This window comes from Paenibacillus sp. SRL342, from assembly GCF_984798905.1.
Window position 1 is genome coordinate 4,925,617 of the sequence record NZ_OZ481790.1, and the last position, 12,366, is coordinate 4,937,982.

Here is a 12,366-nt window from a genome sequence, read left to right on the forward strand (position 1 = left end):
CGCCGTTTCATTCTTTTTATTATTCGTGCCAGACAACGTTATGCCCCCTTCCGGCTTTCCAGCTTAATTCTAGGATCAATCAGCACGTAAGCGATATCCGTAAAGAAACGAGCCAACATCAGGAGGATACCATAGAAAATTGTAATCCCCATGATCATAGTGTAATCACGGTTTGTGATACTCTCTACGAATACTTTACCAATTCCCCCGATGTTAAAGATCTGTTCAATTACAACGGAACCTGTGATGATATTCGCTGTCATTGGACCAACATAAGTTACTACTGGTAGAATACCGTTTCTTACAACGTGTTTAAACATAATTGCAGGCCATTTCAGACCTTTGGCTTTAGCTGTTTTGATATAATCAGCATGTAAGACTTCAAGCATGCTCGAACGCGTCAAACGAGCGATAAATGCAATCGGAGATGCAGATAACGCTGCAACCGGAAGAACGTAATCCAATGGACCATCAAAGCCCATAACGTTAAACCAGCCTAATTTAGTAGCAAAGAGATACTGCAATAGTGACGCCAGCAAGAAGCTCGGAACAGCTATACCTATGACAGCCAGGATCATCGTGATATCATCAATGAGTTTACGATGGTAAACTGCAGCAATAAGCCCCAGCAGAACACCCACGATAATGGAGATAACAATTGCAAACACGCCAAGCTTCAACGAAGCGGTGAATGTTTCGCCGATCATTCCGGCTACATCTCGATTGAGATATTTCATTGAGACTCCGAAATCTCCCTTAAGGATTCCACCCATATACTTCAGGTATTGTTCATACATCGGTTTGTCCAATCCATACTTCTGTTCCAGCAAGACCCGAATTTCAGGCGATACTTTTTTCTCGGATGTAAAAGGGTCACCCGGAATAGCCTTCATCAGGAAGAAGGTTGCAGATGCGAGTATGAAAAGCGATAGCAGCATAAATAATAGTTTTTTCAACACATACTTAACCAACCCTTGCACACCTCCACAAACAATATTTTGTATACAAATCGATTGTAGAATTAGACAGAAATAAAGTCCAATCCATTTATCGGAAATTTCAAGAATTATAAGGAAAATCGGTGCACATACAAAAAATCGGGATATATATGGAATTCCACATATATATCCCGAAGTATTCATATTAGACTTCAGAACAACTTATTTCTCTTCCAGATATGCACGAGTGTAGTCAATAGCTCCACTGAAATCAAGTTGTACGCCTTTCAGGTAAGGCTTAGTCAAAGATACGTTAGTGTAATAATAGATTGGCATAACGCCCATTTCATCTTGAATCAGGATTTTCTCAGCGTCAGCAAATGCAGCCATACGAGCAGCTGGATCAGCAGATTTTACAGTTTCTTTAACATCTTTGTCATACTGTTCGTTGCTGAATTTGGAATCATTGTTTGTGTTTCCAGTAGTCCACATTTCCAAGAAGTTGTATGGATCGTTGTAGTCAGCAGACCAACCTGCACGAGCTACTTGGAAGTTTTGGTTTTGACGGTTCTCAAGGAATACGCCCCACTCTTGGTTTTCTGTTTTCACATCAACACCAAGATTTTGTTTCCACATGTCAGCAACCGCCAAAGCGATTTTCGCGTGACCATCACTAGTGTTGTAGATCAACGTAACAGCTGGCAATGTTGTGTAACCTTCTTCTTTCATACCTTCAGCAAGCAATGCTTTAGCTTCTTCCACATTTTCTGTGAAGTAATCGTCTTTGTGCTCATCACGGAATTCGCCGTTTTCACCACGGATACCTGGAGGTACGAAGCCGAATGCTGGAATTTGTCCACCTTGTGTAACTTTGTCAACAATCAGCTGACGCTGAATTGCCATTGCAAATGCTTTACGGATTTTAACGTTGTTAAATGGTGCTTCGTTTACGTTGAACTGATAGTAGTACGTACTTGCAATACCAGTAGCTTTGAACTCGTCCGGCAATTCCGCTTTTACAGAAGGAATTTGGTCGGATGGAATTTCACCGTTAGGTGCACCAGTGTAGTCCAATTGTCCTGATTTGTAAGCTTGCAGTTCGGAAGCACTGCTGTTTGTCAGAGACATATCGATTTGAGCCAATTTAATATCGGCAGCTGCATGGTAACCATCGTTTTTCTTCACAACAATTTTTTGACCTTTAGAGTATTGATCCATTACAAATGGTCCGTTAACGATCATGTTTTTGTAGTCTGTGAAGAATTTGTCATTGGTGTCAGCAGATGCATGTACTGGGTAGTACGTGTAGAATGCTGTCAGACCCAAGAAGTAAGGTGTTGGGTTTTCCAATGTTACTTCCAATGTGTGCTCATCAGTAGCTTTAACGCCTACTTGTGAGAAATCTGTGACTTTAGTACCTTTGTATGTTTCATCTTTGCTGAGGTTGTAACCTTCAGCGCCTTTAATATAGTACAATTGGTATGCATATGGAGAAGCTGTTTCCGGTTTCAAAGCACGTTCCCAAGAACGAACAAAGTCTTCGGCAGTGATTGCATCACCGTTACTCCATTTAGCATCCGGGTTCAGGTTGAAAACATATTTCAAACCATCTTCGGAGATTGTCCAGTCTTTAGCTACGCCAGCTTGTTCTTTGCCATCAGCATCGATGCGTACAAGACCTTCATACAAGAATTTCAGAACTGTGTTGGTTTGGCTGTCTTTTGCTTGAGCCGGGTCCAACGTAGGAGGTTCAGCTGACAGGTTAATTTTCAGAATTTGATCTTTAGCAAGACCATTTCCTTCGCTTGCAGAACCAGTATCGGTGTTACCTGTGCCTTCGTTTTTCGATCCGCACGCTGCAAGTACGGTACCGAACGCCAAAATCAGCGTCAAAAGGACTAATAGACTTTTCCTTTTCATCTAACACGTTCCCCCTAAATTGATATGGTTTATATGTTTATAGATTATACAACCACCGGTCAAAAAAATCTACATTACTTTTTCAGAAAGTAATGTTTTTTTCAGTTTTCGACAAAATCGACACATTTTTTAGCCTTTTTGCGTTATGTATCCTTACATCTGTTGCATGAAGTATCTAAATAATCCAAATAAAGTAAACAAAACATACCCGAAACTCATGATGACGAAAGACATGCGCCATACGGCCCGGAACATTCTACCCCTATCAACCTTCCCTTTTAGTCGATTTTGCGCACCCCCGATGAATCCAAGTGCTACTAGTATGAGTATTAATGTCAGATAAAAACCAAAATTCGAATCAAATGTTAAGTTGAATAACGCTGAAACTGAAAATACAAGAAAAAAAGTGGTTACATCCATTGCCATTCGCAATGCTTTGCGTTTGTCTTTTTTCCACACATACATTCCCCAATAAACAAGAAAGAACGGAAAAAAGGGCAATATGCTCAACACAATAAAAAGTCCCATTCATTCACTCCTTCCGGTTGCATTCCTTCAATCAGATGAAGCAGTATTTCATGTGTAGGTGCAACAAGGTCCAACTTCTGTGCCATTCTTACAATATGACCGTTAATTGACCTCACTTCTGTACCACGTCCAGCGAGAACATCTGCAAGCATGGAGGAAGTATTCGTGGCAGTAGAACGACAGACCGATAGTAGTTGATCCCACATATCCTGATCCAAACATATTCCACTTGCAGAATAGATTAACAATACTTCATCATATAACTGGCGCATTAACCTCTTTCGTTCTTCCTTGACGATCAATTCTCCATTAGGGATTCGCCATAGTGCTGTAAGCGGGTTAATGACTGCATTAATCAATAGTTTCCTGTATATCAGCTTATCGATTTCATTCGACACTGTACAGTCAAATCCTGCCTGCTGCAACGATCCCGACAGAGTAAATGTTCTCTTCTCCTCTATAGAGGTAGAAGCTACTATATGTGTGTTGTACCTCCCCAGCCTGGTTTCACCTGTACCTGCACGAATCACCTGACTTTGTGTACGCTTCGCACCTTCTGTTGTAACCGCACTACACAGAAGCGACTTTGGCAAAGCTGCGTGAAGTTTTGCCAGGTGGCCCATCCCATTCTGAAAACAAGCGATATTCACCACATGATCTTGTAATGGACTAATCTCATGAATGAAATCATCAATGCTTGTCTGCTTAACCATGAGCAGTAACCATTCTCCTGGTGTGTTCTTCCAAGTGTCAGTCAGCTCACTTACTGGTTTCGCCTGTATTTGATCCGGTAGAATATGTATCTCCTCGTCTTGTTCCACAATGGTTACTCCATTATGACTGAGGAGGTCTGCCTGAGCTGTTGTTCTGGTCCAAAATCTGACCTGGTTACCTGATGCCAGCAGTTTCCCGCCATACAAAAGACCAAGTGCCCCCGCTCCTACGATGTCAATGATCATATGATGCACTCCTCTCCGCTTCAGTAGTTGCCTTCTAATATCTATAATAGAACAAAAACACCAAACTAAAAACCCGTCATACCTGCCGTTGTGTAACGGAGGTGTGGCGGGTTCATACCTGACTTTCACAAATCAAACGTCTGAACTTGTTATTCAATTCGTTCCAGATTCCCGTTGGCATCCATCTTGAAACGTGTCTTAAGTTCCTCTTCTTCTTCGGACAAAAATGCGAGTCTGCGAGCCCGATCCATAATCTGAATCAAAGCTTTGTAGTCGTCATTCACCACACGGTAATCCGTCTGTACTTCATTCACTTCCTTGGAGAGACGGTCATTCTCAAGACGTAGTTCAAGCAATTCATCTTCTTTCTCCCGAAGCTCCTTCTCCAGCATCTTGAGTTGACGATTACTCTCCTGCACTGTTCCCTTCCATTGTCGCAGGAAGCGGATTACTGCATCCATCGATAATGAATCGTCTGAGATCCCATCTGATTTGTACAGATGTTCTTCAGTGTCCAGTGTAGACAATGCTGCAACCTGTGGTCCGAGCATAGCTGGCTGCTTTCTGAGATAACTTCGTTTTTGTCGTTGTGCCTTGGCGTTACTGATGGCCGAATCATACTTTTTACGTACACAACTGTTCCAGCGAAAACCGCATGCGGCAGATGTTCTGCCTATTTTTTCGCCCACCTCTTCAAAAGCGGCCAATTGTGTACTGCCTTCCCGAATATGACGCAAAGTAACCTCAGCCAATATCAAATCGTCCTCTGTACTCCAAGCATCCTGTCTCACTGCAGTCATGCTATAATACCCTCCTAACAACATCCTAAAATAACCGTCCGCATTACCGGAAGCCCGGTATGTGAATTAGGTATAAAAGCTGCTTCATTCATTCTTATGCCTCTCATAGAGTTCATAGAATTGATTTCATACTAAAATGTATTTCCACATTCAGGCTTGCTCATACGTGACATATGCAAAACATATCCCTCTATACTTACTTTTAGCAAAAAAAGAATTCGCTTTCATATCCAAATTTGTTTACACGTTTTTCCTTTCCCGGTATAATGTTGTGTAGACAATCTATGAACGTACTTAGGAGAGGAGGATTTACCGTGGCACGCATGTTTCGGGTACTCGGGTTCTTCACGCTTGCAATTGGCCTGATGGCTTTTGCGGGAGATCTGGTCGAAATGGCTTTGCTTTTTTTCCTGCAGACTGCGTTTTTTGTCATTTTGGGATACTTGAAATTTACCGAGCGAACGTACATATTGCTCTTCTGGGGTTATATGATCGTAACATTCACGGGGTTCAGCTACTGGACCGTATTCGAAATGGGGTTGCCGCTCTAATCCACCTGCAGCATCAAAGTGATCCGATATCTGTCGGGTTGCTTTTTTGTTGTGTTCAGATTAAATGAATGTTCGTGGTGTTATGTAACCACTAAGGATATTTCACGTATTTGTTTCATATATTGTCTGGAAGGCAACCAGCCTGTACGATAGTCATTTAAGAAGTGGAAAGGAGAATGGATCGGTGAAACGTCAATACGGCATTGCCGCCTTTATATTATGCATCATTTTATTCCTCCAGCTACCTTTAGCCCATGCCTATGGAGAGTCTTCACCTGAGGATACACGTGAGATATTGCAAAAAAGTCTATCTATTGTTGAAATCGATCACGAAATCGAACGCATCGCCGAAAGGCAGAAGCAGCTGGCTCAACAATACGAGACATTATCCGTCCAGCTTCAGGAACAGGAAGAACAGATACATATTCAGCAAGATCGGGCCGGAGCTGTAGTAAGATCCTACTACACAGGAGAACGAGACAGCCTCCTCATGACGGTCCTGGGAGCCAGGTCATTCAAAGACCTGTTTGTACTGTATGATTATTACCAGATTATTATCGGACGGGATCAGGCTGTGCTGGACAAGTATCAGGACCGTTATCGCAACCTGCAACAGACTTCCACTCAGATTCGTCAGACTACAACAGAATTAACCGAAATGAAGACTAATCTTCAAAACCAGCGGGAACGTGTAGTCACCTTGCAAAAAGAAATGGATGCCCAAATAGCCACCAGCGGAGATGCGGCAGCGATTCAGAAACTGATGGATGAACTTACCCTTTATTGGGAGAATATCGGCATCTATGAGGTGAAACGATATTTCAAAGCTTTGGCATCTGCCATGCAGAACCTGCCCGATTTTATCCAAAAACAAAACGGAGGCATATCCACGACTGGAACAACCTATACGATTCGAATTGGGCAGGATGAGCTTAATGCATTTCTGCGTTCCCAAAATTCAATCTTTGAAGACTTTGCCTTTCAGTTTAACCAGGATAAGATTATAGCTTCCGGTCAGCGGGATCAGTTGCAATTAAGCATTGAAGGACATTATACGGTAGAAAATGAACCTCAAAACTCCATTCGTTTTCATGTGGACAAACTTGTATTCAACCAGCTTGAATTACCAGATACGACTCGTGGAATGCTGGAAAGAGAATTTGACCTTGGGTTCTATCCGCAGAAAATCCTGTCGTTTGTCAAAGCAACCGATGTTTCAACAAATGAAGGCGTACTGGAAGTAAAACTAGCTATATCATTTTAAAGAGGTTGAACACGAACTTAAAGTTAATTCGTCGTTTTAATACTGTCTACGTATTGATTCGCTGTAATTTCTCCCTTTAAGAATTGTTGTACTTTTTGATGAAAACGAGTTATTAGAGCATGACTTTTGATCGTTGCAGCGGGGACATCTTGGGTGGTTGAGAACCAGGATTGTCCCTTTGTCATGTCATAACGTCCAACGAGTTTCTCAGACTCCAGATCCAGTTCCTGCTGCTTTGCGGGCAACCGGTTAACCTGTTGGTACCATTTCAACTGTGTCGTAGCGGACGTCATTCCTTCAATCCATCTACTGGCCTCCTCTGCCTCAACGGAACCCGCAGTAATGACAAGGCTTCTAGATTTTACAGTATCCAAGGTTTCGAAAGAAATCCGCTCCAAAGAATCTTTATCAACTGTACTCGCTTGATCCGCATTTAATAATTGAGATAACAATGATACAACCATCGGTGTGTCGTTCGGGTCAGCAGTCGGAGAGAACCCCGAATTGGTAGAATCAAGCCTAATAAGGGGCTGAATCTGATTCATCAACTGAATCCCCTGCTGAAGATCCCCCGTTTGCGAATCTATTTTCGTTCGTTTAACTTGATCTGGTGCCATCCTCGGTTCCAAATGATTCAGCCACGCATTCGTTCCGTACATATCATTGATGTTCATTGTAATTAAAGGGATGCTTTCCGCAATGGCTTGTTGAGTAAGTTTGACCCACTGATCTTTATTGCGAGGTAATGACTCCAGACCAGCTCTCTTCAGAAATGAAGATTGTGCAGCCAGAATGTACGGATCAAAATCAAAAGGCATTCCCCACTGATAACCATTCCACTCTGTCATTCCCCGTAACCCCACTATCGTATCTCCTAGTGACTTTGATAATGTTGTTCCATTTAACGGATACAAGTACCCTTTTTGGGCATAGTATTGCACTTCCTCACTATCAAGCAGAACAACATCACCGTTCTCTCCCAGTGAAAATTCAAGATCCAAAACTTGTTTATATGTATCCGGCTTCTCATTCCGAAGATTAATCTCTACCAGCTGGGAAGCAGCAACTTCTTTGGCTATTTTTTGAAAAGCTTGAAACTCCTCATCCGACATGGCCACTACAATCTCCAGCAGAGCTTGAGCATCTTCATTACGGGACGAAGACCCAGGAAAAGCATCCTTCTCCTGATCGCGTTCCTGATTAAGCTGTGAACCTCTAAAGTCAAAACTCGGTGACAAGATCGTTAACGAAAGCAGCAATACCGCGAACAAAACAACCTGATGTCTACGCTTCATTAACTTCCCTCCCCGCTCACCTAGTTTTTTCCTGCAGCAATTATTGTAACAAATAAGTAGTACTCTTGTCCTACCCTGCCGAAAAACACTTTTTCGGATTTTTGCATAATACGAGCATATCGTGTTCTGTGTAATAACGCTTACTTATTTTTTCAGCAAAAAGCCGGCTCCAGGAGCCGGCTTCGATAACAACATTTTCCGGGAAATAAATCCCCTAAATATTACAATAAATCAGCTGCAAGTTGTGCCAGCTTGGACCGTTCTCCTTTTTCGAGCATGATGTGTCCGCTGATTCCCTCTTGTTTGAACCGTTCCACGATATAGGTCAGACCGTTACTGGCAGAATCAAGATACGGATGGTCTATCTGTTCGGGGTCTCCCATCAAAATAATCTTACTGCCTTCACCGACCCTTGATACAATGGTCTTCACTTCGTGGCGCGACAGATTCTGGGCTTCATCAATAATGATAAACTGTCCAGGTATCGATCTTCCACGAATATACGTTAAAGCTTCCACCTGAATACTGCCAAGCCCCATTAGAATTTTATCGATATCTCCGGCTTTTTTGGTATCAAACAAAAACTCCAGATTATCATATATCGGCTGCATCCAAGGACGTAGTTTTTCTTCCTTCTCACCAGGCAAGTAACCGATATCTTTCCCCATCGGAACGACAGGACGAGCGATCAACAGTTTTTTGTATTTATGATCATCCTCTACCTTAAGCAGACCTGCTGCAAGTGCCAGCAAGGTTTTCCCTGTTCCGGCTTTACCGGTGATGGTAACAAGCGGGATGTCATCATTCAAAAGCAGTTCCAATGCCATGCGTTGTTGTGCGTTACGTGCACTAATACCCCAGACATTATCATTACTGAGGAAAAGCGGCTCCAGCTTTGTTCCCTCTGTGTTCACTTTAAGCAAAGCCGATTTATTGGTTCCCATCTCATCCTTGAGAATGACAAATTCATTCGGATACAACGAATAAGACAACTGCAACGGTTTGATTGGTAAAAAACGATATGTGTAAAACTCATCAATCACTGACGGATGAACTTTTAGGGCCGTATAACCTGGATATAACTCACTGAGTCCTGCCGTCCGATCTGATAAGTAATCCTGTGTAAACAGACCAAGTACATCCGCTTTGATACGCACAAGTACATCTTTACTGACAAGCACGACCTGACGTTCGACTACTTCCTTTTCGTTCTCCTCAATCTGATAATTCAGTGCGACAGCCAAAATGCGATTATCGTTGGACACTTCACCGAACATTTCCTGAACTTTCACGAAACTCCGATGATTCAGCTCTACTTTCAGGTTACCTCCATTAGCCAAAGGTACCCCACTGTGCAGGTGACCCAGCTCACGTAATCCATCCAACAGTCTGGACACATTACGGGCATTACGCCCAATTTCATCGGCATTTCTTTTTTTGGAGTCAATCTCCTCCAGTACAACCGCGGGAATGATTACCTCATGTTCATCAAAGGCAAATATGGCATTGGGGTCATGCAGAAGCACGTTGGTATCCAATACAAAAATCTTTTTCATTCAATCCCCTCCAAAGCGGCGTCGTTAAAGGCATGGATAGTGTGATCTTTCAGCAGCGGCATGGACAATCATGATCCCATACATAAATGTATTCGACTAGGGCAAAATAATTGTCAACCATTCTGAAAAACTCCAAGAAAGGATGAACATTTATGAAAAAATGGGTTTGCACGCTGCTTCTGATCTTTATACTTACAGGTTGCAACAGTTCCACACGCAGTGCTTCACAGGAGCCACATACCTCGCATCCAAGAAGTTACGGAGGAAATATAACAACTCAGCAAGATCAAAGGAAAGGATCTCACATGCTTAATGCACAGGAAGATCGGATGAATCCTTCACGTTTGGACCGCCTCAATGAGGATACAGGTGAAGTCCATGATACCAACATTGCGGATGATGCAAAGAATGGCCGGATGCCCAATGAAAAACGAATCAATCACCTTAAAGCCCTTGCCAAGCAAGTGGAAGGTGTTGAAGATGCGAACTGCGTCATACTCGGTAATACAGCCGTAGTTGGCATCGATGTTGATGGTGAACTGGAACGTGCTCGGGTGGGTACCATTAAGTACGCTGTTGCCGAAGCACTTCGCAAAGACCCCGAAGGTGTAGATTCCATCGTTACTGCAGATGCAGATGTCACTGAACGAATTAAAGAAATCGGTGAACATATTCGTCAAGGGCATCCAATCTCCGGTTTTGCTTCAGAACTTGCTGACATGGTGGGACGAATTATCCCTCAACTCCCGAAAGACGTCAAAGTCCGTCAAAATCCGGATGAACACGAGGATCAAGAACAACAAATGCAGCAGCATTCAACGGACAAAAGACAACAAAAAGCCCAGTGATCTCTCACTAGGCTTTTTTCATGGCAGCAAAAACCTGCTCATCTAATTTCTCAGCAGCACGCTGATCATATATTTTGACATATTGAGGCACAGAGGACAATTGAGCGCCGTAAAACAGAGCATTCCTCACCGCTTCAATTGTAATGTCGAAACAACACATATTAAATGGAACGTCCTGCAGCGGATCTTGTCGTACCGCAGCACGTCCGTTCACTGCGTACACCGTCTCTTCTCCAAAGACAGTCACTGTAATGAGCGGATTAGTAATCATGTTATTCACTAAACGTGAACGATGATCGATCGCTAAACGAAAAGTAGAAGCATTCTCCGCATAAATCCAGGAGATGGCTGTTGAAGTCGGACCTCCGGATTCTACATCCACTGTGCTAAGAAGCACAAAGGTCTCATTCTTGAATTGCTGTAAAAGAGATTCAGTTAATTGTGTGACGGCTTCGGACATTCAACCAGCCCCTAACCTTCTTTATGCAATTCTTGTACTTGGTTTATGTTATTATAGCATACCGTTTAACGTGCTTCCAATCCCAAAAGAATGAAGGTTATTCGCCTGAAGGTGAAGCCGTTACTTTACCTGAAAGTGTATCTTGTAAAGCCTGCTTTGCATTGGCGAGTTCCGTCTCATTAATATACACATATGGACTTCTCCACTCTCCGGTAACCGGAGTATAGTGCACATCCGAAGTGGAAATGTTCCAATACGTCGAGATAAAGTTTTTCATTTGTTCCGATTCCACATCTGTCGTCATATTCTTGTCAACTGCACCAATCACTTTGCTGATCTTTGTAATGCCCCCAAGAGATTTCATCTGATCCAGCATGGAGTTCAGCACTTGGTTTTGACGTTTGTTACGATCAAAGTCATTGGATTCATCCGTCTTTGGATTACAATTGGATTTGCGGTAACGAACAAAATCCAGTGCCGCTTTACCATCGAGATGTTGTGCGCCTGCGACCAGATTGATATCTGTACCATCGGCTGTATCTCTATAACACATATTTTTATCCACAGTCACGTCCACGCCACCCACGGCATTGACAGCATCACGGAATGCCTGGAAATTCAGGACGGTTGTATAATTAATATTTATATCCAAATACTTGCCCATCATTTCTTTCATCTGATCCTCTGCATTTTTGCCAGTGGTTTTTTCCTGTGCTTTGAATCTTGGATAATAGGAATTCAGCTTGTTGGATTTGTACCCATCCAATTGAATACGCGTGTCTCGAGGCAAAGATACAATGGTTGCCGTCTTGGTCTCCGGATTTAACGAAGCCACCATAACAACATCCGAGAGATATGTGCCAGTTTCAGGACGGTTATCTGTACCTAATAACAGCATCGTGATCGGTTTGGTTGTGGCTGACATCCCGGGAGGTACCGGTTTATCGATGCCTGTATCCACGACTTGATTATATACCCAGTACGCATATCCACCGCCTACCACAATGGCAATAACCAATAGACTTAAAAGGATTCTGCCAAAAGCATTCATTCTCTTTTTCTTCTTAGGCTGCTTACCCTTGCCATTCTTCGATCCAGAAGCACCGGATTGCGTTGGTGCCTGTCTCCGTGGAGGCAGTCCGTTCGAATTTGAGTTCATATCTTCAACACCTTTATCACATCTGTTTTTGTCTAAATAAAAGACAACCGCTTTCCCTAAGGAAAACGGATGGTCTGTACAAGACAGG

Annotated in this window: 12 protein-coding genes; 3 read left to right on the forward strand and 9 right to left on the reverse strand. The window is 42.9% G+C overall.

Translation table 11 applies throughout. The annotated features are described in order from the left end of the window. Window positions 1–38: 38 nt before the first annotated feature. From AC4E8D_RS21710 to AC4E8D_RS21730, 5 genes are all read right to left on the reverse strand, one after another. Window positions 39–971 carry an ABC transporter permease gene (locus tag AC4E8D_RS21710; RefSeq protein ID WP_076211567.1) on the reverse strand — a complete coding sequence of 311 codons (933 nt, stop codon included), beginning with the start codon at window positions 969–971 and terminating at the stop codon, window positions 39–41. Between the two features lie 189 nt (window positions 972–1,160). Beyond that, window positions 1,161–2,858: a peptide ABC transporter substrate-binding protein gene (locus AC4E8D_RS21715; RefSeq protein WP_221822019.1), complete on the reverse strand. Its 1,698-nt coding sequence runs from the start codon at window positions 2,856–2,858 to the stop codon at window positions 1,161–1,163. 153 nt (window positions 2,859–3,011) lie between these two features. After that, entirely contained in the window at window positions 3,012–3,386 is a 375-nt protein-coding gene (locus AC4E8D_RS21720; protein ID WP_036614898.1) for a DUF3397 domain-containing protein, read from the reverse strand. Then, the gene (locus AC4E8D_RS21725) at window positions 3,365–4,345 is read right to left on the reverse strand and encodes a ketopantoate reductase family protein (RefSeq protein ID WP_339305043.1); all 981 of its coding nucleotides are present in this window, start codon (window positions 4,343–4,345) and stop codon (window positions 3,365–3,367) included. The genes AC4E8D_RS21720 and AC4E8D_RS21725 overlap by 22 nt, the downstream gene beginning before the upstream one ends. 149 nt (window positions 4,346–4,494) lie before the next feature. Continuing rightward, window positions 4,495–5,145 (reverse strand): RsfA family transcriptional regulator, encoded by a 651-nt coding sequence (locus AC4E8D_RS21730; protein ID WP_076211575.1) that lies wholly within the window; start codon window positions 5,143–5,145, stop codon window positions 4,495–4,497. Window positions 5,146–5,459: 314 nt separating this feature from the next. Here AC4E8D_RS21730 and AC4E8D_RS21735 point away from each other — a divergent pair, with 314 nt between their 5' ends. Together AC4E8D_RS21735 and AC4E8D_RS21740 are read left to right on the forward strand one after the other, a co-directional pair. Then, window positions 5,460–5,696 carry a DUF2626 domain-containing protein gene (locus tag AC4E8D_RS21735; protein WP_017687281.1) on the forward strand — a complete coding sequence of 79 codons (237 nt, stop codon included), beginning with the start codon at window positions 5,460–5,462 and terminating at the stop codon, window positions 5,694–5,696. Between the two features lie 184 nt (window positions 5,697–5,880). After that, a complete protein-coding gene (locus tag AC4E8D_RS21740; protein WP_339305046.1) occupies window positions 5,881–6,960 on the forward strand; it encodes a coiled-coil domain-containing protein in 1,080 nt (359 codons plus the stop codon). A 23-nt stretch (window positions 6,961–6,983) separates the two neighbouring features. Here AC4E8D_RS21740 and AC4E8D_RS21745 read toward each other — a convergent pair whose 3' ends face one another. Together AC4E8D_RS21745 and AC4E8D_RS21750 are read right to left on the reverse strand one after the other, a co-directional pair. After that, entirely contained in the window at window positions 6,984–8,255 is a 1,272-nt protein-coding gene (locus AC4E8D_RS21745; protein WP_339305048.1) for an extracellular solute-binding protein, read from the reverse strand. A gap of 221 nt (window positions 8,256–8,476) precedes the next feature. Next, window positions 8,477–9,811 (reverse strand): PhoH family protein, encoded by a 1,335-nt coding sequence (locus AC4E8D_RS21750; protein WP_449004882.1) that lies wholly within the window; start codon window positions 9,809–9,811, stop codon window positions 8,477–8,479. 152 nt (window positions 9,812–9,963) lie between these two features. Between AC4E8D_RS21750 and AC4E8D_RS21755 the strand changes: the two genes are divergently transcribed. After that, the gene (locus tag AC4E8D_RS21755) at window positions 9,964–10,659 is read left to right on the forward strand and encodes a YhcN/YlaJ family sporulation lipoprotein (RefSeq protein WP_490205207.1); all 696 of its coding nucleotides are present in this window, start codon (window positions 9,964–9,966) and stop codon (window positions 10,657–10,659) included. Between the two features lie 7 nt (window positions 10,660–10,666). Here the strand turns inward: AC4E8D_RS21755 and AC4E8D_RS21760 are convergent, their stop codons facing one another. Both AC4E8D_RS21760 and AC4E8D_RS21765 read right to left on the reverse strand, forming a co-directional pair. Next, window positions 10,667–11,119, reverse strand: coding sequence for a pyridoxamine 5'-phosphate oxidase family protein (locus AC4E8D_RS21760; RefSeq protein ID WP_076211583.1), 453 nt, complete (start codon window positions 11,117–11,119; stop codon window positions 10,667–10,669). Between the two features lie 97 nt (window positions 11,120–11,216). Beyond that, a complete protein-coding gene (locus tag AC4E8D_RS21765; RefSeq protein WP_490205208.1) occupies window positions 11,217–12,278 on the reverse strand; it encodes an LCP family protein in 1,062 nt (353 codons plus the stop codon). Window positions 12,279–12,366 lie beyond the last annotated feature (88 nt).